21 protein-coding genes and 1 tRNA gene are annotated in these 25,363 nt (G+C 64.7%); 14 read left to right on the top strand and 8 right to left on the bottom strand.

Annotation, left to right across the window (positions count from 1 at the left end; genetic code table 11):
- Positions 1–50 precede the first annotated feature (50 nt).
- Entirely contained in the window at positions 51–776 is a 726-nt protein-coding gene (locus tag QRN45_RS03900) for a beta-ketoacyl-ACP reductase (protein WP_078108843.1), read from the top strand.
- A gap of 106 nt (positions 777–882) precedes the next feature.
- Positions 883–1,635, top strand: coding sequence for an SDR family oxidoreductase (locus QRN45_RS03895; protein ID WP_078108844.1), 753 nt, complete (start codon positions 883–885; stop codon positions 1,633–1,635).
- An 81-nt stretch (positions 1,636–1,716) separates the two neighbouring features.
- Here QRN45_RS03895 and serB read toward each other — a convergent pair whose 3' ends face one another.
- Entirely contained in the window at positions 1,717–2,610 is an 894-nt protein-coding gene (serB, locus tag QRN45_RS03890; RefSeq protein ID WP_241707748.1) for a phosphoserine phosphatase SerB, read from the bottom strand.
- A gap of 125 nt (positions 2,611–2,735) precedes the next feature.
- Between serB and QRN45_RS03885 the strand changes: the two genes are divergently transcribed.
- The 5 genes from QRN45_RS03885 (at position 2,736) to lplAB (ending at position 6,719) form a co-directional block, all read left to right on the top strand.
- A complete protein-coding gene (locus tag QRN45_RS03885) occupies positions 2,736–3,521 on the top strand; it encodes an ABC transporter ATP-binding protein (protein WP_284762480.1) in 786 nt (261 codons plus the stop codon).
- Positions 3,522–3,539: 18 nt separating this feature from the next.
- Complete coding sequence (locus QRN45_RS03880; protein ID WP_284762479.1) at positions 3,540–4,325, top strand: sulfite exporter TauE/SafE family protein; 786 nt, start codon at positions 3,540–3,542, stop codon at positions 4,323–4,325.
- 7 nt (positions 4,326–4,332) lie between these two features.
- Positions 4,333–5,142: a TrmH family RNA methyltransferase gene (locus QRN45_RS03875; RefSeq protein ID WP_284762478.1), complete on the top strand. Its 810-nt coding sequence runs from the start codon at positions 4,333–4,335 to the stop codon at positions 5,140–5,142.
- A 140-nt stretch (positions 5,143–5,282) separates the two neighbouring features.
- Entirely contained in the window at positions 5,283–5,540 is a 258-nt protein-coding gene (locus tag QRN45_RS03870; RefSeq protein ID WP_009358283.1) for a type B 50S ribosomal protein L31, read from the top strand.
- A gap of 81 nt (positions 5,541–5,621) precedes the next feature.
- Positions 5,622–6,719, top strand: coding sequence for a lipoate-protein ligase LplAB (gene lplAB, locus QRN45_RS03865; RefSeq protein WP_502870696.1), 1,098 nt, complete (start codon positions 5,622–5,624; stop codon positions 6,717–6,719).
- Here lplAB and pepN read toward each other — a convergent pair.
- Both pepN and QRN45_RS03855 read right to left on the bottom strand, forming a co-directional pair.
- Complete coding sequence (gene pepN / locus QRN45_RS03860; RefSeq protein WP_284762476.1) at positions 6,716–9,334, bottom strand: aminopeptidase N; 2,619 nt, start codon at positions 9,332–9,334, stop codon at positions 6,716–6,718. The genes lplAB and pepN overlap by 4 nt on opposite strands.
- 4 nt (positions 9,335–9,338) lie before the next feature.
- Entirely contained in the window at positions 9,339–10,382 is a 1,044-nt protein-coding gene (locus QRN45_RS03855) for a YeiH family protein (RefSeq protein ID WP_241707743.1), read from the bottom strand.
- A 113-nt stretch (positions 10,383–10,495) separates the two neighbouring features.
- On the opposite strand from QRN45_RS03855, the gene QRN45_RS03850 reads away from it, so the two are divergent.
- From QRN45_RS03850 to QRN45_RS03840, 3 genes are all read left to right on the top strand, one after another.
- Positions 10,496–12,052: a circularly permuted type 2 ATP-grasp protein gene (locus QRN45_RS03850; RefSeq protein ID WP_078108850.1), complete on the top strand. Its 1,557-nt coding sequence runs from the start codon at positions 10,496–10,498 to the stop codon at positions 12,050–12,052.
- A gap of 72 nt (positions 12,053–12,124) precedes the next feature.
- The gene (locus QRN45_RS03845) at positions 12,125–13,051 is read left to right on the top strand and encodes an alpha-E domain-containing protein (RefSeq protein ID WP_078108851.1); all 927 of its coding nucleotides are present in this window, start codon (positions 12,125–12,127) and stop codon (positions 13,049–13,051) included.
- A complete protein-coding gene (locus QRN45_RS03840) occupies positions 13,048–13,899 on the top strand; it encodes a transglutaminase family protein (protein WP_078108852.1) in 852 nt (283 codons plus the stop codon). Before QRN45_RS03845 ends, QRN45_RS03840 begins: the two co-directional genes overlap by 4 nt.
- A gap of 25 nt (positions 13,900–13,924) precedes the next feature.
- Here QRN45_RS03840 and QRN45_RS03835 read toward each other — a convergent pair whose 3' ends face one another.
- Together QRN45_RS03835 and glgC are read right to left on the bottom strand one after the other, a co-directional pair.
- Positions 13,925–15,376: an SDR family oxidoreductase gene (locus QRN45_RS03835; RefSeq protein WP_284762475.1), complete on the bottom strand. Its 1,452-nt coding sequence runs from the start codon at positions 15,374–15,376 to the stop codon at positions 13,925–13,927.
- 109 nt (positions 15,377–15,485) lie between these two features.
- Positions 15,486–16,868 carry a glucose-1-phosphate adenylyltransferase gene (gene glgC, locus QRN45_RS03830; RefSeq protein WP_078108854.1) on the bottom strand — a complete coding sequence of 461 codons (1,383 nt, stop codon included), beginning with the start codon at positions 16,866–16,868 and terminating at the stop codon, positions 15,486–15,488.
- 104 nt (positions 16,869–16,972) lie between these two features.
- Here glgC and glgA point away from each other — a divergent pair, with 104 nt between their 5' ends.
- Positions 16,973–18,172, top strand: a complete 1,200-nt coding sequence (gene glgA, locus QRN45_RS03825) for a glycogen synthase (RefSeq protein ID WP_241707742.1) — start codon at positions 16,973–16,975, stop codon at positions 18,170–18,172.
- A 173-nt stretch (positions 18,173–18,345) separates the two neighbouring features.
- Here the strand turns inward: glgA and QRN45_RS03820 are convergent, their stop codons facing one another.
- Both QRN45_RS03820 and QRN45_RS03815 read right to left on the bottom strand, forming a co-directional pair.
- Positions 18,346–20,451, bottom strand: a complete 2,106-nt coding sequence (locus QRN45_RS03820; protein ID WP_284762474.1) for an acyl-CoA dehydrogenase family protein — start codon at positions 20,449–20,451, stop codon at positions 18,346–18,348.
- Positions 20,452–20,485: 34 nt separating this feature from the next.
- Positions 20,486–21,208: a TetR/AcrR family transcriptional regulator gene (locus tag QRN45_RS03815; RefSeq protein ID WP_284762494.1), complete on the bottom strand. Its 723-nt coding sequence runs from the start codon at positions 21,206–21,208 to the stop codon at positions 20,486–20,488.
- Positions 21,209–21,276: 68 nt separating this feature from the next.
- On the opposite strand from QRN45_RS03815, the gene QRN45_RS03810 reads away from it, so the two are divergent.
- From QRN45_RS03810 to QRN45_RS03800, 3 genes are read left to right on the top strand one after another with little or no spacing between them, the layout of a single operon-like run.
- Entirely contained in the window at positions 21,277–22,647 is a 1,371-nt protein-coding gene (locus tag QRN45_RS03810) for an acetyl-CoA C-acetyltransferase (protein ID WP_284762473.1), read from the top strand.
- A gap of 5 nt (positions 22,648–22,652) precedes the next feature.
- Entirely contained in the window at positions 22,653–24,005 is a 1,353-nt protein-coding gene (locus QRN45_RS03805) for a 3-oxoacyl-ACP reductase (RefSeq protein ID WP_284762472.1), read from the top strand.
- Positions 24,002–24,913, top strand: a complete 912-nt coding sequence (locus tag QRN45_RS03800) for a MaoC family dehydratase (protein ID WP_284762471.1) — start codon at positions 24,002–24,004, stop codon at positions 24,911–24,913. Before QRN45_RS03805 ends, QRN45_RS03800 begins: the two co-directional genes overlap by 4 nt.
- Positions 24,914–25,145: 232 nt before the next feature.
- On the opposite strand, the gene QRN45_RS03795 is transcribed toward QRN45_RS03800, so the two are convergent.
- A tRNA-Leu gene (locus QRN45_RS03795) sits at positions 25,146–25,228 on the bottom strand.
- Between the last annotated feature and the right edge of the window lie 135 nt (positions 25,229–25,363).

Genomic DNA, 25,363 nt, shown 5'->3' with positions numbered 1-25,363 from the left:
TCACCCACTTTCAAGCGGCATATTGCTGCCGCGGAACTCTGGAGACCAGCATGTCTGAAGCAGTATCAAACGCCCGCAGTGTCCTGATCACGGGCGGAAACCGCGGCATCGGCCTGGCTATCGCAGAGGCATTCCTCGCCAACGGCGACAAAGTTGCCGTGACCTACCGCAGTGAAACACCCCTTCCGGAGGGCATCCTCGGCGTCAAGGCAGATGTGACCGACGAGGCCTCCCTCGATGCCGCGTTCAAGGAAGTCGAGGCGGCCCACGGGCCTGTCGAGGTTTTGGTAGCCAACGCCGGAATCACCAAGGACACGCTTCTCCTGCGCATGAGCGAGGACGATTTCACATCCGTCATCGACACCAACCTCACCGGTGCCTTCCGGGTCATCAAGCGTGCCTCGAAGGGCATGATCCGTTTGCGCAAGGGGCGGGTTGTGTTGATCTCCTCCGTGTCGGGCCTCTACGGCGCCCCGGGACAGATCAATTACTCGGCCTCGAAGGCGGGCATGGTGGGCATCGCCCGTTCCCTGACCCGGGAACTTGGCAGCCGGGGGATCACCGCGAACGTGGTGGCACCGGGTTTCATCAACACGGACATGACCGCGGAGCTTCCCGAAGACACCCAGAAAGCCTATTTGGCGAGTGTTCCGGCCGGCCGCTTCGCCGAGGCATCCGAGGTCGCCAACGTGGTCCGGTGGATCGCCAGCGATGAAGCCGCGTACATCTCCGGTGCTGTCATCCCCGTGGATGGCGGCCTGGGCATGGGGCACTAGGCCAGGGTTCCCGCTGGCATGATTGACTCGGGACTTATGGAACGTGGATGTTTTGCACAGGTCGGATGTTTTGAACAAGTTGGACGCTTTGAATAAAGGAGCACGAATGGGACTGCTGGACAACAAGACGGCAATCGTCACCGGTTCTTCGCGCGGCATCGGCGCTGAAGTAGCCAAGATCCTGGCCGGCGAGGGCGCTGCCGTCGTCGTCAACTACCGCCAGAAGGCCCCCCGGGCCAACAAGGTAGTGGGCGAGATCCAAGCGGCCGGTGGCCGTGCCGTCGCCGTCGGCGCGGACCTGACCACCCAGGAAGGCGTCCAGGCGCTGGCCAGCGCGGCCATGGAGGAATTCGGTTCGCTGAACGTCCTCGTGCTCAACGCTTCCGGCGGCATGGAATCCGGCATGGAAGAGGACTACGCCCTCAAGCTGAACCGCGACGCCCAGATCAACATGCTCAACGCCGCTGTTCCGCTGATGCCGGAGGGGTCCCGCGTGGTGTTCGTCACGAGCCACCAGGCGCACTTCGTCGAGACCGTTCCCACGATGCCCGAGTACGAGCCCGTAGCCCGCAGCAAGCGCGCCGGCGAAGACGCACTGCGTGAACTGCTGCCGCACCTTGCCGACAAGGGCATCTCGCTCGTGGTGGTTTCCGGTGACATGATCGAAGGCACCGTGACTGCGACCCTGCTGGACCGCTCCAACCCGGGCGCCATTGAGGCCCGCCGGGCCGAGGCAGGCAAGCTGTACTCGGTGGAGGAATTCGCCGCCGAGGTGGCGAAGATGGCCACGGCCGACGTTGAGAGCGGCCACACCGAATACGTCGGCGGCGCCGACTACTTCGGCAGGAGCGCTTTTTAGATTGCAAACACGAAAGAGCGGCCGGGACTGTCTCTGAAATACCCAGTCCCGGCCGCTCTTTCGTTGCGTGTGAAATGCCGCCTAAACGCCGGCGATATGCCGGACCGCGTCCAGGTACGGCATGTTGATGGCGGCGTCCGCTACCGCCCGGACGGCGGGCTTGGCGTTGAATGCCACACCGATCCCGGCCGCGCCCAGCATGTCGAGGTCATTCGCGCCGTCGCCCACCGCGATGGTGTGCTCCAGGGCGATTCCCTCGGCAGCCGCCCATTCTCGGAGGTACTTCTCCTTGGCGGCGCGGTCGATCACGTCGCCAAGGACCTTGCCTGTGAGGAAGCCGTCAACGATTTCAAGTTCATTCGCGATCCAGTAGTCCAGCCCGAGTTCCTCCGCGATAGGCCGCAGGATCTGGTTGAAGCCGCCGGACACCACCGCCACCGTATGGCCGGCCGCCTTGAAAGCGGCCACGAGTTCCGCTGCACCCTCGCTCAGGCGGACCTCGGCGCGGACGGCGTCGACGACGGCGGACGGCAGGCCCGCGAGGACCGCCACCCGGGCATGGAGGCTTTGTGCGAAGTCCAGTTCGCCGCGCATCGCGGCCTCCGTCACGGCCGCTACTTCTTCGCGTTTCCCGGCGTGTGCGGCCAGCAGTTCGATCACTTCCTGCTGGATCAGGGTGGAGTCCACATCCATGATCAGGAGCTTGCGCGAAGCGTCACGCAGTGCGTCGGTGACGATCGCGGTGTCCATGCCCGGTGCCGCCGCCTCGGAGACCCTGCGCCGGATGCCTGACAAGTCGGCGACAGTAGCCCCGTCAACGGCCAGGCCCATGGTGTAGACCCCGAAGCGCTCGTCGCCGGATTGCGACTCCGACGTGAAGGAAGCCCCCGAACCGGACAGCACCCTGCGCAGGTGTTCAAGCTCCGGAAGGGACAGATTCACGCCATAGCTGACGGCGGTCAAGTTCGAACTCATGGCTGCAATCTTAGCGAGCGGGGAACCGCCGCCCGAACTCGTGTTTCATTCACGCCGTCGCGCAAACCATGTGACCGGAGTTCCAGTTATCTATCGCCCCTATTTTTGTCCTAGTGTCTACTCCTATGAGCGATGTTCTTGAATTGGCTTCCGTCAGTGTTGTCCGAGGCACCAAGACCCTGTTGGACAAGGTTGACTGGCAGGTCAATGAAGGCGAGCGCTGGGTCATCCTCGGTCCCAACGGTGCCGGCAAGACCACTCTCCTCCAGATCGCGGCCGCCCGGATGCACCCCACGAGCGGGAAAGCCGGGATCCTTGACGAGACGCTGGGCCGCGTGGACGTCTTCGAGCTCCGCCCGCGCATCGGCCTTTCCTCCGCAGCCTTGGCCACCCAGATCCCGGAGCAGGAAAACGTACTGAACGTTGTGGTCACCGCCGCTTATGGCGTGACCGGCCGCTGGCGCGAAGGATACGAGCGCGACGACGAGCGCCGCGCCTTCGGCCTTCTCAACGAGTGGGGGATGGGCCCGCTGTTGAACCGCTCCTTCTCCTCGCTTTCCGAAGGTGAGCGCAAGCGGGTTCAGATCGCCAGGGCGCTCATGACCGATCCTGAGCTGCTCCTGCTCGACGAGCCGGCCGCGGGCCTGGACCTTGGCGGACGCGAAGAGCTCGTCCACAAGCTGGGTGAGCTCGCCCGCGACGAGGACGCTCCCGCAATGGTCCTCGTGACCCACCACCTTGAAGAAGTTCCTCCGGGATTCACCCACGCCATGCTGCTTCGCGACGGCGGCGTGGTTGCCGCGGGACCCATCGAGGAAGTCCTGACAGCAGAACACCTCAGTAACACCTTCGGCCTGGCCCTGGACGTGACCGAGAACTCCGGCCGCTACACGGCCACCGCCCGCCGCTAGGCCGGGCAGCGAGAATCAGTGGAGATCCTTAGCGGCATCCTGGTCTTTTTCGCGGGCTTGTGGGCCGGAACCATCAACAGCGTTGTCGGCTCCGGCACGCTCGTGACGTTCCCGGTCCTCATTGCCCTCGGCTACGCACCCGTCACGGCGACCATCAGCAACGCAATGGGGCTTGTCGCAGGCAACGTGACGGGAGCCTGGGGCTACCGCCACGAACTCAAGGGCAGGGGCAGCCAACTGCTGCGCCTCTTGCCGGCGTCGCTTCTTGGCGGGATCACGGGTGCCTGGCTGCTGCTGCACCTCCCGGAGAAGGTCTTTTACTACGCCGCCCCCATCCTGATCGTCGTCGCGCTGCTCATGGTGCTCTTCCAGCCCAGGCTCCAACGGTGGGTTCAGGACCGGGCAGGCAACCCCGAGCACGCCATCCACGACAAGCGCCACACCGTGGTCCTGGTGGTCCTGGTGTACCTCGCCGGGGTCTATGGCGGTTATTTCGTGGCGGCCCAGGGCATCCTGCTGGTCGGCATTCTGGGTGTCTTCATGACGGGCACCATCCAGAACGCCAACGCCATGAAGAACATCCTTGTGTTGGCCGTCAACGTGGTGGCAGCGTGCTCCTACCTCCTGTTTGCCTTTGGCCGGATCGAATGGCCTGTCGTGGCCGTCATCGCGGTCAGTTCATTGACCGGCGGACTGGTGGGCTCAAAAGTGGGACGGCGTTTGAAGCCCCTCGCGCTGCGCATCGTAATCTTCGCGCTCGGCATCGTGGCCCTCGGCTTCATGGTCGCCAACCTGCTGAAATAGGAACCTAGTGACCTTCCACTACCTCGAAACCGCTGACGACCCGCGTGTTGCCGACTACACCCAACTGACGGATGTCCACCTCCGCAAGCTCCGCGAGCCCGTCGAAGGCATGTACATCGCAGAATCGTCACGGGTGCTGAGACGCGCCCTCGCGGCCGGCCACCAGCCCCGTTCCTTCTTCCTGGCAGAGAAATGGCTGGAAGACCTCGACGACGTTTTCCAACAGTTCCCCGAGGTACCGGTCTATATCGGCAAGGCTTCCCTGCTCGAAGAAATCACGGGATTCCATCTGCACCGCGGTGCCATGGCTGCCATGCATCGGCCCGCGCCGGTGCCCCTTGAGGAACTCCTGGCCGGGGCACAGCGCGTGGCGGTCCTCGAGGACGTCGTCGACCACACGAATGTCGGCGCCATCTTCCGTTCCGCGGCCGCGCTCGGAGTGGACGCCGTGCTCGTGTCCCCGCGCTGCGGGGATCCCCTGTACCGCCGCAGCGTCCGGGTGAGCATGGGCACTGTGTTCCAGGTTCTCTGGGCGCGGCTCGAGTCCTGGCCGGGAGACCTTGAACGGCTCAAAGAGCAGGGCTTCACCGTCGCCGCCATGGAGCTGACCGACGACGCAGTGGACCTCGACGATCTTGCCGCCGGCAATCCCGGAAAGCTCGCCCTCGTCCTCGGCACTGAAGGCGCGGGCATGAGCCCGGAGACGCTCGCCGCCGTCGACCTCGCCGTAAGGATTCCCATGCGCGCGGGCGTCGACTCGCTCAACGTCGCTGCCGCCTCGGCCGTGGCCTTCTGGGAACTGCGCCCGCGCGACTGACGCGGTTGGTTCAAGCAAGGTGTGGTTTCCGCTATGATTGATTGTTGGCCCGGCACTGGGTATCTGTTTCAGTGCGCGGACCGAATCCATTCATACCTGGCAGCTGGCAAAATCCAGCTGCGTGAACAAAAGGTCCCATTATGAAGTCTGATATCCACCCGAAGTACGAAGCTGTTGTATTCAACGACCTGGCTTCCGGCGTCAAGTTCCTGACCAAGTCCACCGTGTCTTCTTCCAAGACCATCGAGTGGGAAGACGGCAACACCTACCCGGTCATCGACGTCGAAATCTCCTCGGAGTCCCACCCGTTCTACACGGGCAAGCAGCGCATCATGGACTCTGCAGGCCGCGTCGAGCGCTTCAACGCTCGCTTCAAGGGCTTCGGCGGCAAGAAGTAAACAACTTCACCTCCAAGCTTCTGTGAAAGCCCGCACCCGCCGGACCTCCGGTGGCTGCGGGCTTTTGCGTTTTCCGGCAGGATGGAAGCCATGACTTCCAGCATGGCATTCCAAGATGCCGAACCCCGGCTCCATGGCGAGTACAAGGTCCCCGGCGGCAAGCTCGTGGTGATCGACCTCGACGTCGTGGACGGGCGGTTCGCGCACGTCTCGCTCAGCGGGGACTTCTTCCTGGAACCGGACGAGGCTCTCCTGGACATCAACCGGGCGCTCACGGGCCTTCCGGAAAGTTCGACGCCGGTGGAGATCTCCGCAGCCGTCTCCGCCGCATTGCCCGCGGACACCGTCCTGTTCGGCTTCTCAGCCGACGCGGTCGCCGTCACTGTCCGCAGGGCGCTGTCCAAGGCCAGCGGGTGGGCGGACCACCAATGGGAGGTCATCCCGCCGTCGGTCCTTCCCACGCACCTCAACGTCGCGTTGGACGAGGTCCTCACCGAGCAGGTCGGGGCCGGGCTGCGCAGCCCCACCTTGCGCTTCTGGGACTGGGAAGAGCCGTCAGTGGTGATCGGCAGCTTCCAGTCCTACCGCAACGAGGTGGATCCCGACGGCGTGGCGCGCCACGGCATCACGGTGGTCCGTCGCATCAGCGGCGGGGGAGCCATGTTCATGGAAGCCGGGAACTGCATCACCTATTCGCTTCATGTGCCGCAGAGCCTGGCGGATGGCATCAGTTTTGCCGATTCCTATGCCTTCCTGGATGCATGGGTCATGGCCGCTTTGGAAAAACTGGGCATTTCGGCGTTCTACGTCCCGCTCAATGACATCGCCACCGAGCAAGGCAAGATCGGCGGCGCCGCGCAAAAGCGCCTCGCCAACGGCGGAATGCTGCACCACGTCACCATGAGCTATGACATCGACGCCGACAAGATGGTCGAGGTCCTGCGCATCGGCAAGGAAAAGCTCTCCGACAAAGGAACCCGCAGCGCAAAGAAGCGCGTCGATCCGCTCCGGCGGCAAACCGGACTGGCGCGGACGGACATCATCAAAGCCATGCAGGAGGTTTTCACCGAGCGCTACGGCGCCGCGGAGTCCCGCATCACCGACGCCGAACTGGCAATAGCCCGGGAACGGGTGCAGTCAAAGTTCGGTACCGAAGAATGGCTGCACCGTGTTCCTTAGCCGGCCACCTGGAAGCCGGCCGCTTGGGCCGTCAGGGCCCGGAACAAGTGGCTTCGCTGCTCGATGACGATGCGCCGGAGCCCGCGCGGAGCCGCCGTGTGGGCGCTCAGCCACTCGTCCGTGCGCCGGAGCACCGGATGATCCGCCGGAGCCATGCCGTCCCGCAGATCCTGGGTTGTGGGGAACAAGCCCCGCACAATCCGGCTTGCGATCTCGATGCTCCGGGACTGCCAGACATCCTCCAAGCAGGTGAAGTACGGTTCCGTGAAGCCATCCAGGAGTCCGGACGGTGCAAGGGCGAATCCTGCGATGGTCGCGCTCAGAATCTCATTGGAGAGCCCGGTGTCGTTGACGGCGGCATTCCATGCGGCCGTCTTGACGTCGGCATTCGGACGGGCAGCCGCGGCCAGGGCATGGCCTTCGCGTCCCGACGCGGTGCGGTCCACGGCGAGCTCGGCATCCAGTTCCGAGAGCGTGGCCGCTCCGTTGGCTGCCAATGCTTGCCACAGGCTCCACCGGAGATCCGCATCCACCGTGAGGCCGTGCACTGTCACGCTTCCGGAGAGAATGCCGCGGAAGTACTCAACATACGCGCCGTCATGGCGCGACAACTCCGCCAGGGTCCTGGCCCACGCGAGTTGCTGGTCGGAACCCGGCTGGGAGGTCCTCAGCTGCATCGCGCTAGCCGCCATCAGGCCCTTCCGGACCTCATCGCGCTGCGGAGCAGGGACGTAACGCTCGACGGCGGTCACGGCGTTGCCCAGGACGTTGAGGAGCACGCCGATTCCCGGTTCGGCCGGGGCGAAGCGTTCGACGGCGGTGACGTACAGCGCCGCCGGAGTGACGGCGTCGCGCGCCGAATCCCACAAAGCAGTCCAGCACAAGGCCCGGGCCATAGGGTCGCTGAGGCGGTCCAGGGAGGAACGTACCGTTGCCTCGGACCCCGCATCCAGGCGGACCTTGGCATAGCTGAGGTCCTCGTCGTTGACGAGAAGGAGGGCCGGGCGCGGTTTGCCCGCGAGTTCCGCGACGGGGGTGTCGGCACCGTCGGCGTCGAGCTCGATGCCCTCCGTGCGGAGCAACCGGCCGTCGTCGTCAAAGGTGTAAAGACCGATCCTGAGCCTATGCGGCCGGTGTTCCTGCTTGCCCGTGACGGGATCCACGGAGTCCTGCCGCAGGGTGACCGCTGCCATGGCATCGCCATTCCCCGAGATCTCCGCCGCAAGGGTGGAGATGCCCGAGGTCTGCAGCCATTGCCGGGCCCAGGTTCCAAGGTCCCGGCCGGATGCCGCGCCCAGGGCTTCGAGGAGGTCGGCGAGCGAGGTGTTGCCGTACTCATGATCCTTGAAGTAGCGCCGCGAGCCGGCAATGAACGCCTCGAAACCGACGTAGGCTACCAATTGCTTGAGCACGGACGCGCCCTTGGCATAAGTAATGCCGTCGAAGTTCTGCTTGGCGGCTTCCAGGTCCGGAATGTCGGCGACGATCGGGTGGGTGGTGGGCAACTGGTCCTGCAGGTACGCCCAGGACTTGCGCTTGTTCGCGAAATTCACCCACGCGCTGTCCCAGTCCGTGGCCTTGTCCACGCCGAGTGTGCCCATGTAGTCGGCGAAGGATTCCTTGAGCCAGAGGTCGTCCCACCAAGTCATGGTCACGAGGTCGCCGAACCACATGTGGGCCATCTCGTGCATGAGGGTGTTGGCGCGGGCCTGGTACTGGGCATCGGTGGCCCGCGAGGTGAAGACGTACTTCTCCGTGAAGGTGACGAGCCCGGGATTTTCCATCGCGCCGAGGTTGTACTCCGGCACGAACGCCTGATCGTACTTGCCCCACGGGTACGGGTAGTCGAAGAGATCGTTGAAGAAGTCCAAGCCGTTCTTCGTCAGCCGGAAAAGTTCCGCGGCGTCGAAGGACTCCTGCATGGATGCGCGGCAATAGAGCGCCAGCGGAACCTCAAGGTTCGTCCCGTCGTCGAGCGTCGTGCTCCAATGGTCCTCGGCGCGGAAATAGGGACCGGCGAGAACGGTGGTGATGTAGGTGGACATCCGCTTGGTGGTGGCGAAGTCCCAGCGGCTCGTGGCCGGATCGCTCGTCAATTGCGTCCGGGAGACCTCGGCGCCGTTCGAAGCCACCTGCCAGGCGGACGGTGCCATGACGTGGAAGGTGAATTCGGCTTTCAGGTCCGGCTGCTCGAAGTTCGCGAAGACGCGGCGGGCATCCGCCGGTTCGTATTGCGTGTAGAGGTAGCACTGCCCGTCTGCGGGGTCGACGAAGCGGTGCATGCCCTCGCCGGATCTGCTGTAAAGGGCGGTTCCGGTGACCGTGACCTGGTTTTCGGCCTGGAGATTGTTGAGGTGGATCCTGTCGCCGTCCACCACCTCGGCGATGTCGAGTCCTTTTCCGTTGAGGAAGACGCTGTGCACGCCGCCGTGGATGAAATCCAGGAACGTGGAGGAGCCGGGCTCCGCGGAGAAGTTGATGACGCTGCGGCTCGTGTACCCCGGCACTCCGGCATCGGAGGCTTCGCGGACGTCAAGGGAGACATCGTAGCTGTGGGTGCTGATCAGGGCTGAACGGGTGGCGGCTTCGGCGCGCGCCAAGTTGTGATTCGACACCCCGCTATCTAATCATGAGCAAGACCGCACCCAAGCCCAGGAGGGCGATAAGGAACCAGGAGCAAAGCGCTACGAGCACGGCACGGCCGCCAGTATGCAAGAGGGTACGGACGCGGACCGCGGAACCCAGCCCGAACAAGGCCGAGGCGAGCAGGATGTCCTGCAGCCCTCCCGCGGCGTCCAGCACGCCAGGGCCCAGACCGCCCACGGAACGCACGGCCACCATCGCGATGAACCCGAGCACGAAGAGAGGGACGATCGGCGGGAACTTACCGCCGTCGTCGTCGGCCTCGGCGCCGTTGCGCGACTTCAGCCTCATGGACGAGCGTTGCGCAAGGCCCGCTCCGGCGACGACGGGGGCCAGCAGGACCACCCTGGTCAGTTTCACGACGACGGCGAGCGCCAGCGCCGCCGGGCCGGCGGTCTGGGCGGTAGCTACCACTTGTCCGACGTCGTGGACCGAGGCGCCGGTCCACGCCCCGAATTGTTCGGGGCTCAGGCCCAAGGGGTGCATGAGCAGGGGCAGGACGCCGATGGCGAGCGTTCCGCACAGGGTCACCAGGGCAACGGGCAGGACCGTGTCCTGGTGTTTGATGCGGCGCACCGCGGCCATCGCTCCGATCGCCGAGGCCCCGCAAATGGAGAAGCCGGTGGCTATCAGGAGGGCGCCATCGCGCGGAAGCTTTACCAGCCGGGCCAGCCCGTAGGTGCCTGCGAAACTGAGGAGCACGACGGCGGCAATCAGGACGAGCGCAAACCAGCCGAGGTTGAGGACATCCACAACGCTGACCTTCAGTCCCAGCAACACGATGCCTGCCCGCATGTGGTGCTTGCCGGCGAAGTCGAGGCCCGGGCGGGCGCGTCCGGCAGCCCAGGTTGCTGTGCCCGGTATATTTGCAGCTAACAAACCCAGCGCTACAGCGGCTGTCATGGCAGGGATGGGGGGAAGCAGGGCATGGACACTGAAGGCAAGTCCGGTGGCTGCCACTGCCATGACGATCCCGGCTCCCCATCGGGAGACGGGGATCGGCAAACGCTTGGGGTGCATTCGTCAACCTTGATGCATGCAGGCGCTGAAATGCGAACCGGGTTCACACTTGGTGTCGCAACATGCAGAACGCGAAATGCGTTCGTAATCGAAAAGGTGATTGTCTGAATCCCATGTCAGAGCTATTCCGGGATTACTCCGAGGCCGCCGTCCGTTCCGGCGCCTACGACGAAATGTTCGCCCCAGGCACCGTTGCCCGAAAATCATACGGCCAGGTGGACGGCGCACTCCGCGAGCTTTCGCTTGCCGATGTGAGCGCCCGCGCTGAGTCGATGGCGCGGACCTTCCTGGACCGGGGCGTGACCTTCGATTATGCGGGGGAGGAGAGACCCTTCCCGCTAGATATCGTGCCGAGGGTGATTCCGGCTGATGAGTGGGATGTGCTTGAACGGGGGGTAAAGCAGCGCGTCCGCGCGTTGGAGGCGTTCCTGGATGATGTCTACGGCCGCATGACGGTGGTCGCTGACGGCGTCGTGCCGCGGGCATTGGTCACCACGAGTGCCCATTTCCATCGGGCGGTGCATGGTTTCGAGCCGGCGGGAGGCGTGCGCGTGCATGTCTCCGGTATCGACGTGGTCCGCGATGCGGCCGGCACGTTCCGGGTGCTGGAGGACAACGTCCGCGTGCCTTCGGGCGTGTCCTACGTGTTGGAGAACCGCCGGGCGATGGCAAAGGGTTTGCCGGAAGCGTTCGGGCAGCAGCACATCCGTCCGGTCGAGGAATACCCGCGCCGCTTGCTCTCGGCATTGCGCAAGACGGCCCCCTCCGGGGTGGACGACCCGACCGTGGTGGTCTTGACCCCCGGGGTCTTCAACAGTGCCTACTTCGAACACACCCTGCTGGCCGGGTTGATGGGCGTCGAACTGGTCGAGGGCAGGGACCTCATCTGCCGCGGAAACCGGGTCTACATGCGCACCACCGCCGGTGAGCAGCGCGTGGATGTGATTTACAAGCGGATCGACGACGAGTTCCTGGATCCGCTGCAGTTCCGCTCCGATTCCATGCTCGGTTGTCCGGGACTGGTGAACGCGGCCCGGGCAGGCGGAGTGACCATCGCGAACGCCGTTGGAAACGGGGTGGCCGATGACAAGCTGGTCTATTCCTACGTGCCTGACCTGATCCGGTACTACCTGCACGAAGAGCCGGTGATCGCCAACGTGGAGACTTTCCGGCTCGAAGAGAAGGAAGCCCGCGAGCAGGTCCTCGACCGGCTCGAGGAACTCGTGGTCAAGCCGGTCGACGGGTCCGGAGGCAAGGGCCTGGTGATCGGTCCGGATGCTTCACGGGACGAGCTGGATGCTTTGCGGAAGCGGGTGCTGGCGGATCCGCGAGGTTGGATCGCGCAGCCCGTGCTGCAGCTTTCCACCGTGCCCACCCTCTCGGGAGACCGCTTCGGGCCCCGCCACGTGGACCTGCGTCCATTCGCAGTGAACGACGGCGACGACGTCTGGGTGCTGCCGGGCGGACTGACCCGGGTGGCACTGAAGGAGGGCTCGCTGATCGTGAACTCTTCACAGGGTGGTGGTTCCAAGGACACGTGGGTACTCTCGGACTCCCCGCAATTGCCCGCGGCAGAGCTGCCCCGTTCGGCCATCACGGTCCGTGAACAGGTCTCGGTCTGGCCGGTCGAAAGCAACTGGCGGGACCGCCAATCGGACCAGCAGCAGTGATCGGTCACGCCGTGGTGCCGGAGCAGGACACATCCATCGTTACAACGCAGGACCCGAAGGAGGCACAGCCACATGCTGAGCCGTATTGCTGAATCCCTTTTCTGGATCGGCCGTTATGTGGAGCGGGCCGACGGAACGGCCAGAATCCTGGACGTCCATCTCGAACGCCTGAACCACCTTCCGCTCGAGGAACAACGCAGCGTGGCGAGGGAACTCCTGGCTGTCATGGGAGCCCGGCCGCAGAGCGAGGAGTTCGGCTTGCCGGAGCTGCTTCACGCCCTCGCTTATGACAAGACGAGTGCCACCTCCATTGCCGGGTCCCTGGGGGCTGCGCGGGAGAATGCGCGGCGTGCGCGCGAGACCGTGTCCTCCTCATTGTGGGAGAGCCTCAACACCACGTACTACGGGCTGAACCAGCATCGCAAGGATGTCGTGGGGACGTACCGTTTCTGCAACTGGGTACTGGAACGCACCGCCATGGTCAGGGGCCTCGCGGACACCACAGTGAGCCACGACGAAAGCTGGCTCTTCCTGGTCCTCGGCCGCTCGCTCGAACGGGCCGATATGACCGCGCGGATGCTGTCCACCAGGGATGTCCTCTCCGCGGGAATGTCCTGGGTGAACATGCTGCGTTGCGCCGGGGCCTACGAGTCATTCCTGCGGACCCGCCGTGCGGCCTTCGGAGACCAGCACGCTGCCGAGTTCCTTCTGCTGGACCGTTTGTTCCCGCGCTCCATCGTCTTCGCCCTGCGCGACGCCGACGAGTGCCTCGCGAAGTTGGATCCCTCGGCACAGCGGGTGGGCTTCATCAATGACGCCCGCCGGATCGTCGGCCAGGCCCGTACCTTCCTTGAGTTCCACCGCACGGACGATCTCATGTCCGAGCTGCCCGAGCATATGGACCGGGTGCAGAAGGCCGTCACACAGGCGTCCGACGCGATTTCCCGTAAGTACTTCAATCAGGCGGATGAACTGGCCTGGGTGGGAGAAGTTTCATGACCCGGCTGAGCATCGTCCACAAGACGGCCTACAAATACAACCGCCGCGTGACCCTGTCGTACAACGAGGCGCGCATGACCCCGCTGACCGATCCGCAACAAGTGGTGCTTGAGTCCTCGCTGAAGATCACCCCGTCGCAGGCTGCGGTGAGCACCTACCGTGACTATTGGGGCACCCGCGTCACCGCCTTCGATATGCAGATGCCGCACGAGCGCCTCGAAGTGGTGGCCACCACCACCGTTGAGGTCCACCGGGTGGAACGGATGGCCCTGGACGAAGAGATCGTCGGCTGGGATGTGATGGCTTCCGACGAGATCCGGGACCAGTTCAGCGACTGGTTGCCCCAGTCGCAGCTCACCGGTCCGGGGGAGGAAGTCCTCGGGATCATTCCAGCCGTCGTGGCCGGCAAGAATCCGCACGAGACGGCCATGGCCATCTTCGAATGGATGCGCGGCGAAATGAGCTATGTGAAGGGCACCACTGGCGTTACCACCAACGCCGAGGAAGCCTGGAACCAGCGTCAGGGAGTCTGCCAGGACCTGGCGCACTTGGCCATCGGCTCCCTCCGCAGTTGCGGCATCCCTGCCCGGTACGTGTCCGGTTACATCCATCCGCGGCCCACGGCCGAGATCGGTGAAACAGTCGCGGGCCAATCCCACGCGTGGCTGGAATGGTGGGACGGCGAATGGCGCAGCTGGGATCCCACCAACCACAAGCCTGCCGGAGACCTCCACGTCACCGTGGCGCGCGGCCGGGACTACCGGGACGTGCCTCCCCTGAAGGGCATCCTGTCCGGGGGCGGCGGCTCGGGTCTCACCGTGACCGTCGAGATCACCCGGCTCACCTAGGAGGCACGCGGCCCTCCGCCTGGTCTTACCAGGGGGAGGGCTTGTAGTCCTTCAGGAAGACGCCGTACTGGTCTTCGCCGTTTTCGCCCATCACGATCGGATCGTAGACACGCGCCGCACCATCGACCAGGTCGAGCGGAGCATGGAAGCCTTCCTCCATGAGCCGCACCTTGGTGTAATGCGGGCGTTCATCAGTGATCCATCCGGTGTCGACGGCGGTCATCAGGATCCGGTCGCTGTCCAGCATCTCTTGTGCGCTGGTCCGGGTCATCATGTTCAACGCGGCTTTTGCCATGTTGGTATGCGGGTGCCCCGGGCCTTTGTAGGCGCGGGAGAACTGCCCTTCCATGGCAGAGACGTTCACGATGTACTTTCGGTGTGCCGTGGAGCGCTTCATGGCGCCCCGGAGCCGGCTGACCAGCAGGAACGGCGCCGTGACGTTGCAGAGCTGAACCTCGAGCATCTCGAGCGGATCGACTTCGTCCACCACTTGGGTCCAGCTGTTGATGGCCGCAAGGTCGGGAACCAGGCCGCCGGCGTCGATCGCGGTACCTGTCGCGATCCGCGCCAACGACGCGGAGCCCGTGGACAATGCGAGCGAGGTAATCGCATCACCTGCCAGCACGGGATGATCGGTGACGCTTTGGGTGATGGCCAAGGGGTGCTTGTCGTGGGCATGGCCGAAGGTGACCAGCTCCGGACCGCCGTTGGCTGCCTGCAGGGCCTCGGGCAGGGGCTCATCCTCGGCATCCACCAGGGGCTTGTACGCATTCCCCGAACGCCGGACAGTCTGGGCGGCGTTGTTGATGATGATGTCGAGCGGGCCGGCTTCGTTGAGGGAGTCCGTGAGCGCCATGACCTGTGAGGGATCCCGGAGGTCAATGCCCACAATCCTGAGCCGGTGCAGCCAGTCCACGCTGTCTTCCATGGCGGCGAAACGTCGTGCCGCGTCCTTGGGGAAGCGGGTGGTGATGGTGGTGTGCGCGCCGTCGCGGAGCAAGCGGAGGGCGATGTACATGCCGATCTTGGCCCGCCCGCCCGTCAGGAGGGCACGGCGTCCGCTGAGGTCCGTGCGGGCATCGCGCTTACTGTGGCTGAAGGCCGCGCATTCCGGGCACAACTGGTGGTAGAACGCGTCTACTTGCGTGTAGTGCTGCTTGCAGATGTAGCAGGGCCTGGACCGGATGAGGTGGCCCGCGATTTCGCCCGTGGCCGAGGTAGCCAGCTTGTTCCCGCGGGTCTCGTCGTCGATCCTGTCCGGGGCTGCGGTGGCAGTCAACGCAATGACAGCACGATCGGCTTCCGCGATCTCGTCCCGCTTGGTGACCCGGCGGTGCCGCTTGACGGCCTTGAACATCTTTCCCGTGGCACGACGGATGGCGACGTAGTCCGGGTGCTCCTCGTCGTAGGCGTGGATGGTGTTCAAGACCTTGAGGCAGGCCTGGATCTCTTCAGGCGTCAAATCGGCGGGGCTCATTGGGTCAATTTTACAGGGTCGGGCACAGCAAAGCCTCCCGTGCGGCAGTGGCGGGAGGCCTGCTGCCGCCCGGGAGGCCGGGGGGCTGTCCTGGTTCCGGGGTTCCGGGTCAGACCTCTACCGAGGAAGCCTGGATTTTCGTGACCTGCTCCGCGGAGTCCCTGATGTCGGGGAACTTCTCGGTGGCAGCCTTGATCGCCTCCGGCACCGAGCGGCGGTATTCAGCCGCCAGGGCGAGCTCGGAGGCCTCCGGCTCTGGTACCACCTGGTCCTTTGCGAGCACGGTGATTCCGGATTCGGTGACCTTGAAGCCGCGGGCCCGGTCGAGGTCGGGATCCAAGCCAATGGCAGCCCCGGCGGGCACTTTCACGTTTTTGTCGATGATGGCTCGCTTGACCACGGCACCTGCACCGATGCGCACCTTGTCCATCAGCACCGAGTCCTGGACCCTGGTGGCCGGTCCTACGTAAACATCGTTGGACAGCACGGACCCTTCCACGATTCCGCCGGAGATTACCGAGCCACTGGCCACGATGGAGTCCAGCGCGGTGCCCACGGTGCTGTTCTCGCCCCGGACGAACTTAGCCGGCGGTGAAATACTCTGCCGCGTGTAGATGGGCCATTCCGAGTTGTACAGGTTGAATATCGGAACGGGTGAAATCAGGTCCATGTGGGCGTCATAGAACGAATCGATGGTTCCAACATCGCGCCAGTACGTGCGGTCGCGCTCTGTTGAACCGGGAATATCGTTGAGCGTGAAGTCGTAGACGCCCGCCTCACCCTGTGACACGAAGTAGGGGATGATGTCGCCTCCCATGTCGTGTTTGGTGTCCAGGCGCTCCGCATCGATGCGAAGTGCTTCCACCAGGGCGTCGGCGTCGAAGACATAGTTGCCCATGGAGGCAAGGAACTGCGAGGGATCAGCGGCGAGGCCTTCCGTTTCGGCAGGCTTCTCCACGAACGCCGAAATTTTCTGCGGATCGTTCTTGTCGACCTCGATCACGCCGAACTGGTTGGCCATGTTCAGCGGCTGTCGGACGGCCGCAACTGTGGCCTTGGCGCCGCTGGCCACATGCTGTTGGACCATCTGCTGGAAGTCCATGCGGTAAACGTGGTCCGCACCGACAACGACAACAATGTCGGGGTTGGCGTCGTGAATGAGGTTCAGGGACTGGTAGATGGCATTCGCGCTGCCGAGGAACCAGCTCTTGCCCACGCGCTGCTGGGCGGGAACCGAGGCCACGTATCTTCCCAGCTGGGTGGACATCCGCCAGGTCTCGGAAATGTGGCGGTCAAGACTGTGCGATTTGTACTGGGTCAACACCACGATCTGGAGGTACCCGGAATTGACCAGATTCGAGAGAGCGAAATCGATCAATCGATAGCCCCCCGCAAACGGCACCGCAGGTTTTGCCCTGTCTGCCGTCAATGGCATAAGGCGGTTTCCTTCGCCGCCAGCCAACACAATTGACAATACTTTCTTCAACGCCATGGTGTTTGCTCTCCCTGTACGTCTTTGTAGCCCCCGAAAAAAGCCCGGGTTGCCGGACCCTTTCACACTAGAACACATACTCCGGAAGGACTACGTTAGGTAGCGTGCGCGTAGACATTGTGACTAAAGAGTTTCCACCCGAAATCTATGGCGGGGCCGGTGTGCATGTTGCCGAGCTCAGCCGCGTCTTGGCGAAGCATGTGGATCTGCAGGTGCGTGCCTTCGGCGCGCCCCGTGATGCGGACTTCCACGGTGCGACGGTGACGTCGTATTCCACTCCGGATGATCTGGGGGCTGCGAATGCCGCCGTCCAGACCCTCGGGGTGGATTTGCGCATCGTGCCGGACATCGCCGGAGCGGACCTGGTCCACTCCCATACCTGGTACGCCAACATGGCCGGCCACCTGGCGTCGCTGTTGCATGGGATACCTCATGTGCTCAGCGCCCATAGCCTGGAGCCGTTGCGGCCGTGGAAAGCGGAGCAGCTCGGTGGTGGCTACGCGCTGTCCTCATGGGTTGAAAAGACCGCCTATGAGGCCGCGGCGGCCATCATCGCCGTCTCGGAAGGCATGCGGAAAGACATCCTGCGCAGCTATCCGAACGTGGACCCGGCCAAGGTGCGAGTGGTACACAACGGCATCGACGTCGAGATGTGGCAGCCGGACCACGGCGAAGACGCTATTCGCGCCCTCGGCATCGACCCCGCGAAGCCCAGTGTGGTCTTCGTGGGACGCAACACGCGCCAGAAGGGTGTTCCGTACCTCTTGAAGGCGGCCGCGAGCCTCCCCGACGATGTGCAGCTTGTGCTTTGCCTGGGTGCGGCGGACACCCCGGAACTCGCAGCGGAAACGGCCCGGCTCATCGGCGACCTGCAGAGCAAGCGCGACGGGGTCCTGGTGATCGAACGCATGCTTCCGCGGCATGAGCTCATCCAGGTGCTAAGCCATGCGACGGCCTTCGCCTGCCCGTCGATCTACGAGCCCCTCGGCATCGTCAACCTCGAGGCCATGGCCTGTGGCGCAGCCGTGGTGGCGAGCGCAACGGGCGGCATCCCCGAGGTGGTTCAGCACGGCGAAACGGGACTGCTGGTGGAGCTGGAGCAGGTCACGGACGGTACCGGCACCCCGCTGGATCCCGAGAAGTTCGTCGCCGATTTCGCCGCTGCCCTCAACGAGGTGGTGTCCGATCCCGCACGGGCCAAGGTCATGGGCGCCGCGGGCCGCGTCCGGGCGGAGGAGCACTTCTCCTGGGAGTCGATCACCGAAACAACCCTCGAGGTGTACCGCTCAGTCCTCGCCCCCTGACCCACCAGCCCAACTAACTCGCAGTTAACGTCGTTTTGAGGGCTCATAACGACAACAAATGCGAGCTAGTTGGGAAAGAACGACGGCGGCGCCGGGCCCCTCAGCGGGGGTGCGGCGCCGCCGTCGTCGTTAAAGGATTCGGCAACTGTTCACCGGCCGGTCACGGCAGGATGCTAGCCGGCTTTCCTCCCCTTCAAGGCGAGGAGGCTCTTCTCCTCGGCGGGGGCGTTGCCGCCTGCCCGTTGCGCCTGGAAGTAGCCGCGGGCCTCGTCCTGTCGGACCTTCTCGGCCCCCGAGGCGATGGGCGCCCGCAAGTGCTCCTGACCGTAGCCGAAGGAATCGACCAGGTCGAGGGCGTGGGGACGGATCTTGACGAGCAGCCGGTTGATGTAGGCCCCCACGGTGCGTCCGCGCTGCATGGAAAGGCGGCCGTTCATGAGGTACCAGGAGAGGTGCTTTTCGATGAGCGAGAGGCCGAACAGGTCGCGGAGCCAGGTCAGCACTTTCAAGGTATCCGGATCGCCGACCTTGCCGAGGGCTTCCGTGAACGCTTCCCATTGCAGCAGTTCGGCGTGGGCCTGGGCGGCTTCAATCAAATCGTCCTGGTGCTGGTTGAACAATGCGGCGCCCTGATGCTGCGGGAGCTTGTTCGCACCCTTGAGAGCAGAGCCCACCTCAGCCACCATGGACTGCACCCGGTCTGTCAGGAGCGTGCGTTGGCCTTCTTCGTCGCGCAGGGCCAGAGCGGCTTTCTGGACTGATCCGGTGTCTGCCACGAACTGTGCCACTTGCCGCAGGCCGGTCCGGTTGATGGCGACGTCGGCAGCCTGGGCAGCCACGAAGCGGGCCAGCACGCCAAAGTCGACGTTGCGGAACTCCTTGGCGTAGTCGGCCAGGAGGCGCTTGGCGACGAGCTGGAGAAGCACGGTGTTGTCACCCTCAAAAGTGGCGTAGACGTCCAGGTCCGCACGGAGCGAGGCGAAACGGTTCTCGATAAGGAATCCGGCGCCGCCGCAGGCCTCGCGGCACTCTTGCAGCGTGTCGAGGGCGTGCCAGGTGCTCATGGGCTTGAGGGCCGCCGCGAGGGTCTCGAGGTCCTGGCGGTCGGCGTCGGTGTCGTGACGGCCGGAGAAGACGTCGTCGAATTTTTCGAGCAGCTGCTCGTGCGCGAAGCTCGCCGCAAAGGTGGTGGCAAGCCGGGTGAACAAGCGGCGCTGGTGCCGCTGGTAGTCCAGCAGGACCTCCTCGTCGGTAGGGGAAGAAGCGTTGAACTGGCGCCGTTCGGCGGCGTACCGGATCGCGGTGGTCAAGGCCACCTTGCTGGCGGCGACGGCGGCTCCGTCGAGGGAGACCCGGCCTTGCACCAGGGTGCCGAGCATCGTGAAGAATCGCCGTCCGGGGCTCGCGATGGGCGAGGTGTACTCGCCTTCGGGGGAGACGTTGCCGTAGCGGTTGAGCAGGTTGGTGCGCGGGACACGCACATCGCTGAAGTGCAGGCGGCCGTTGTCGATCCCGTTCAAGCCGCCCTTGACGCCGTCGTCGTCGCCGCCGATTCCGGGCAGGAACTCCTTGGTGTCCGGGTCCCTCAGCTCGACATAGAACGCGTGGACGCCATGGTTCACGTTGCGGGTCACCAGTTGGGCGAACACGACGGCGGCCAGGCCGTCCTCGGCTGCGTTGCCGATGTAGTCCTTCCATGCGGCGCGGAACGGGGTGTTGATGACGAACTCCTGGGTGGCCTCGTCATACGTGGCCGTGGTGGCGATGCTCGCCACGTCGGAGCCGTGTCCGGTTTCGGTCATGGCGAAGCAGCCGGGGATCTCCAGGCTCATGATCCCGGGCAGCCAGGCGTTCTGGTGCTCCTCCGTGCCGAGGTGCATCACCGCTGAACCGAAGAGACCCCATTGCACGCCGGCCTTGATCTGCAGTGAGGGATCCGCAGTGACGAGCTCCTCGAAGCCGGCGATGTTGCCGCCGTGGTCATCCGACCCGCCGAGGCTGGCGGGGAAAGCCCGGTGCACGGCATTGTTGTCCACGAGGTACTTCAGCTGCCCGAAGACGCGCTTGCGGTGTTCGGTATGCGTCAAGCCTTCGATCTTGTGCACCTCGGGGCGGCCCGCGAGGTCACGCGCCGTGTGGCGAATGTGGGCCCACTTGCCGAGCAACAGTTCGCCAAGGGCCGCGACGTCCACGGTAGGGTCGGCCGCAACGGGCTGCGGGGTTGACGGCGTTCCGGCGGACGCCCGGCTGGAGGAGGTACGGTCCACTACTTCAGTCATCGTGATTCCTTCTTTGGTTCCGAACAACGTGGAGTCATTGCTGATATTCAGGGGAGTTGATCTTGAGTTCCGGGGCGATTCCCACGCACAGCCAGTCAGTGATCCGGGCCGCCATCGTTTCCTGGTCGGGTTTTGCGGCGGAGGCAGGGCTGCCGAGCCACCTTTCGCCGGCGTTGCGGACCAACCCGATGGCCGCGGTGGGCCAGTAGTCGATCAACGCTTCCTTTTCCGCCCCCAGGTGTTCGCGCATCGGCCGGGCGATCATGGCACTGATCGACTCGAAGAAGTGGCCGAGAGCTCCCGAGGCGGCAATGGCGTCTTGCGCCGACGGTTCCCCTTGGGAAAGCCGCGTGATGAACGCGTAGACGGCGGGGCTGGACTCCGCCATCTGCAGGTATGCGGAGACCATGGCGAACAAGCCTTCGCGTGGAGTCTGGGCGCTTTCGGCCGCTTCCTTCATCCGCCGTTGCATTTGTCCCAGTACTACTTCGCCCATTGCCTGCTGGAGGCCGGCTTTGTCCCCGAAGTACCGGTAGTACACCGACTTGGAGGTACTTGCCGCGGTCGCGATGTCTTCCATGGAGGCGTCGCTGCCCAGCGCATGGACGGCCTTGCGGGCGGCCTTGATGAGGTCGCGTCGGCGTTCTTCGCGGTGGGCCTGCCAGCGGGCGGCGCGGCCGTCGACGGCGGGAGCCTCGCCGTCCGCGGGGAGCGGAGGGCCGGCGTCGTTTTCGGCAGGAAGTCCTAGGCTGGGGATGTTCACGATACTCAGCGTATCAGGTACGCTGGGTATCAGTAACCCGATGTGATCATAAGGAGAAACGCATGCCTGCAGCAGCACATTCCGCGAGCGCACCACACGAATCCCCCGCAACCCAGGGCACGCTCCGCAGGGCCGTGGTGGTTGGCGGGAACAGGATTCCCTTTGCCCGGACCGGGGGCGCCTACACCAAATCATCGAACCAGGACATGCTGACGGCGGCCCTCGACGGACTGATCGCACGTTTCGGGCTTCAAGAGGAGCGGATCGGTGAGGTAGCCGCCGGAGCCGTCCTGAAGCACTCCCGCGACTTCAACCTGACACGCGAAGCGGTCCTCGGTTCGGCCCTTTCCCCGGAGACGCCCGCCTACGATCTCCAGCAGGCGTGCGCCACCGGTCTTGAGACCGTCCTGGGCCTCGCCAACAAGATCAAGCTGGGCCAGATCGACTCGGCCATCGCGGGCGGCGTCGACTCTGCCTCGGATGCCCCCATTGCCGTGAGCGAAGGCCTCCGCGAAGTCCTGCTCGACCTCCATCGCGCCAAATCCCTGCCCGATCGGCTCAAGGTCCTCTCGCGGCTGCGTCCCAAGGACCTCGCCCCGGATGCTCCGAACACCGGAGAACCCAGGACCGGCCTGTCCATGGGGGAGCACCAGGCGCTGACCACGGCCCAGTGGAAGATCAGCCGCGAGGCGCAGGACGAGATCGCGTTCAATAGCCACCACAATCTCGCCGCGGCCTACGAACGTGGCTTCTTCGATGACCTCGTGACTCCGTACCGGGGGCTGAGCCGTGATTCGAACCTCCGGCCCGACACGTCCATGGAGAAGCTGGCTACCCTCAAGCCCGTCTTCGGCAAGAGCCTAGGCGCGGAGGCGACCATGACGGCCGGCAACTCCACCCCTCTCACGGACGGTGCCTCCACGGTGCTCCTCGGCAGCGAGGAATGGGCGGACGCCCGGGGCCTGCCCAAGCTGGCCGTAGTCGTCGACGGCGAGGCTGCCGCCGTCGATTTCGTCCACGGCAAAGACGGACTCCTCATGGCTCCTGCCTTTGCAGTGCCGCGGCTCCTGGCCCGCAACGGGCTGTCCTTCGAAGACATCGACTTCTTCGAAATCCACGAAGCCTTTGCGGGAACCGTCCTGAGTACGCTCGCCGCGTGGGAAGACGAGGAATTCGGCCGCACCCGGCTGGGATTGGACGGTTCACTCGGCAAGATCGACCGTGCCAAGCTCAACGTCAACGGCTCGTCCCTCGCCGCCGGCCATCCCTTTGCCGCCACTGGCGGACGCATCGTCGCTTCGTTGGCGAAGATGCTCCACGAGAACGGTCCGGTGAACGGTCGTCCGGCCCGCGGACTGATCTCCATCTGCGCTGCCGGAGGGCAGGGAGTCGTGGCGATCCTTGAGGCGTACTCCGCTCCGGAAGGTCGGTAACCGGCGTGACCGACAAGTACACACAGTTTGTGAGCCACGGGATCGGCAAGGACCTGGCGAAAAAGCTCGGCCTGCCCCAACCTGCCGTACTCCGGAGGTACCAGCCGGGAGAGCCGCTGGTTCCGGGACCCGTCCTGGTGCTCGGGAGCAGCAACGGCAAGACCGCGGGCTCCGACGAATTGGCTGCCGCCCTGGTGGGCTGGGGCCTCGACGTCCGGCGTTCGGCCTTGCCCAAGGAAAGGCTGGGGGCGATCATCCTGGTGCTCGACGGCGTCGAACATCCCGATGAGCTTGCCGGACCCGTTCTCACCGCGGCCCCGTCGATCCGGGATTTGGCCCGCAGCGCAAGGGTCGTCACGATCTCCCGCACCTCCGCCTCCGCGGCCAATCCGGCCGTTGCTGCCGGCCGGCAAGGAGTCGACGGACTGCTGCGGTCGCTGGCCAAGGAACTCCGGGCAGGTGCCACGGCCAACGGCATTCTCCTCGGGGACGGCGCCGGCACCACGAGCCCCAGCACGCTCGGGGCGCTGCGCTTTTTCCTGTCCGGTCGGTCCGCATTCGTGGATGGCCAATTCCTGACGGTCACGTCGGGCACGGGCCGGCTTCCCGCCGACGCCGACAAGCCTTTGGCGGGTAAGATCGCCGTCGTCACGGGCGCCGCCCGCGGCATCGGAGCGGCGATCGCGCGGACCCTGCACAGGGACGGTGCGCGGCTCGTGGTGGTGGATATTCCGGCTGCGGGGGACCACCTCGCCGAGGTCGCCAACGAGGTCCATGGCACTGCACTGCAATTGGACATCACGGCTGAGGACGCCGGGAAGCGCATCATCGACCACGCCGTGGAACGCCATGGCGGACTCGATATCGTCATCCACAATGCCGGCATTACCCGGGACAAGCTCCTGGCCAACATGGATGAGGGCCGCTGGAATTCCGTCATCGGCGTGAACATCGCTTCGCAGTTGCGGATCAACGAGGCACTCCTGGGCTCGGACCTGCTGCACAAGACCCCCCGGATCGTGTCCGTGGCGTCCACGAGCGGAATCGCCGGCAACCGCGGGCAGACCAACTATGCGGCTTCCAAGGGGGGAGTGATCGGCATGGTCAGGGCCACGGCGCCCTTGCTCGCAGAACGCGGCGGCTCCATCAACGCCGTCGCGCCCGGCTTCATCGAGACCGACATGACCGCCCGGATCCCCTTCGCCACCCGGGAGGTGGCCCGCAGGCTCAATTCGCTGCAGCAGGGCGGCCTGCCCGGAGACGTGGCGGAGGCAATTGCGTTCCTGGCATCGGATGCGGCCGCAGGTATCACGGGTGAAGTCCTCAGGGTCTGCGGACAGAACCTGGTGGGTGCATGAGCACGGAACAACCCCTCATCCTGGGAGATCTGCCGTCGCTCTCGAAGCTGTACGTGAATGCGGCGGCGACGGCGGCGCGGCGGAGGTTGCTGGGGTTCCCGGCTGCCACCGCCCTGCCCCAGGGGAGCCACGAGGTCCGCGGGGTGCGGGCCGACGTCGCGAACCTCACCGAGTACCAGCACCTGATCGGGGAGACCGCGAGTGACGCGCTGCGGGCCGGCTTCATCCACGCCCTCGCGTTTCCGGTCTCCATGAGCGTGCTGAACCGGGACGACTTCCCGCTTCCGTTGCTGGGGATGATCCATTTGAAGAACCAGGTGGAGCAGTTGCGGCCCGTTCAATTCAGTGAACCGCTCGACGTCCGGTCCTGGGCCGATAACATGCGCGGCCACAGGGCTGGAACCCAGCTGGACGTCGTCGCCGAAGTCCGCTCAAGCAATGACGGGGCGCTGCTCTGGCGCGGCATCTCGACGTACCTCGCCAAGGGGGTCTTCCTTCCGGGATTCGACAAGGCCGCCGAGGCCGCCGCGCCAGCGGAGTTCAGGGCGCCCGCACCAACCGCAGTCTGGCAGCTCGGCGTGGATACGGGCCGCCTTTACGCTGCGGTATCCGGAGATTTCAATCCGATTCACCTGAGCCTCCTCTCGGCCAAGGCGCTGGGCCTGCCGCGGTCAATCGCGCACGGCATGTACCTCGCCTCCAGGGCCTTGGCCGACGTTGGCTCGGTGAAGGCGGAAGCGTTCCGCTGGGACGTGAACTTCGAGGCACCCGTGTACCTCCCTGCGCGGGTGGCCTTGGAAATCGGCACGGTCCACTCCTCGTCAGGTTCGTGGGAGCGTTCGGACTACGTCGCCTGGAGTCCGCGAAGCGGCAGGAGGCACTTCAGCGGCTCCGTGACGGCCCTGTAAGGCTCCGGTCTCGGGTTTCAGGAACGGCTACGACGACGGCGGTCACCCACGTGGGCGGCCGCCGTCGCCGTCCCCCGCGGAGCGAGGTCGGCAGTCCTGGTCACTGCCTCGAATGAATGAGCGGCAATGCAATTCAATAAATGTGATGAACGCCGCATTAGCGTCCGAAAAAGCAAATTCAAAGTTAAACAAACAAGGCCTGGAATTATCATAATTCCAGGCCTTGCAATTGTGCGCGGAGGGGGACTTGAACCCCCACCCCCTTTCGAGGACTAGCACCTCAAGCTAGCGCGTCTGCCATTCCGCCACCCGCGCAGGTGGTGTTCGGAGCGTTCGTTCTGCGCCTCTCGGCGCTTCTCTTTCCTCCGAAGCAGCGAGAAAAACTCTAACACGGTTTCTGGGAAATAAAAAAACCGGAGCGCGAGACGGCGCCGTCAACGGCAATTGGGG

It is taken from the genome of Arthrobacter sp. efr-133-R2A-63, assembly GCF_030209795.1.
In the GTDB taxonomy this organism is placed as follows: Bacteria; Actinomycetota; Actinomycetes; order Actinomycetales; family Micrococcaceae; genus Arthrobacter; species Arthrobacter bambusae_A.
Note: the sequence above shows the minus strand (reverse complement) of the source record. Positions and strands in the feature narration are given on the sequence as shown.

Excerpts from the sequence above, each read along its gene's own strand:
- QRN45_RS03810 (WP_284762473.1), top strand. The coding sequence starts at position 21,277 with ATGCCTGCAGCAGCACATTCCGCGAGCGCACCACACGAATCCCCCGCA.
- QRN45_RS03845 (WP_078108851.1), top strand. The coding sequence starts at position 12,125 with ATGCTGAGCCGTATTGCTGAATCCCTTTTCTGGATCGGCCGTTATGTG.
- lplAB (WP_502870696.1), top strand. The coding sequence starts at position 5,622 with ATGGAAGCCATGACTTCCAGCATGGCATTCCAAGATGCCGAACCCCGG.
- QRN45_RS03800 (WP_284762471.1), top strand. The coding sequence starts at position 24,002 with ATGAGCACGGAACAACCCCTCATCCTGGGAGATCTGCCGTCGCTCTCG.
- QRN45_RS03835 (WP_284762475.1), bottom strand. The coding sequence starts at position 15,376 with ATGAGCCCCGCCGATTTGACGCCTGAAGAGATCCAGGCCTGCCTCAAG.
- QRN45_RS03820 (WP_284762474.1), bottom strand. The coding sequence starts at position 20,451 with ATGACTGAAGTAGTGGACCGTACCTCCTCCAGCCGGGCGTCCGCCGGA.
- QRN45_RS03840 (WP_078108852.1), top strand. The coding sequence starts at position 13,048 with ATGACCCGGCTGAGCATCGTCCACAAGACGGCCTACAAATACAACCGC.
- QRN45_RS03850 (WP_078108850.1), top strand. The coding sequence starts at position 10,496 with ATGTCAGAGCTATTCCGGGATTACTCCGAGGCCGCCGTCCGTTCCGGC.
- QRN45_RS03895 (WP_078108844.1), top strand. The coding sequence starts at position 883 with ATGGGACTGCTGGACAACAAGACGGCAATCGTCACCGGTTCTTCGCGC.
- glgC (WP_078108854.1), bottom strand. The coding sequence starts at position 16,868 with ATGGCGTTGAAGAAAGTATTGTCAATTGTGTTGGCTGGCGGCGAAGGA.
- QRN45_RS03870 (WP_009358283.1), top strand. The coding sequence starts at position 5,283 with ATGAAGTCTGATATCCACCCGAAGTACGAAGCTGTTGTATTCAACGAC.
- QRN45_RS03900 (WP_078108843.1), top strand. The coding sequence starts at position 51 with ATGTCTGAAGCAGTATCAAACGCCCGCAGTGTCCTGATCACGGGCGGA.
- serB (WP_241707748.1), bottom strand. The coding sequence starts at position 2,610 with ATGAGTTCGAACTTGACCGCCGTCAGCTATGGCGTGAATCTGTCCCTT.
- QRN45_RS03885 (WP_284762480.1), top strand. The coding sequence starts at position 2,736 with ATGAGCGATGTTCTTGAATTGGCTTCCGTCAGTGTTGTCCGAGGCACC.
- QRN45_RS03855 (WP_241707743.1), bottom strand. The coding sequence starts at position 10,382 with ATGCACCCCAAGCGTTTGCCGATCCCCGTCTCCCGATGGGGAGCCGGG.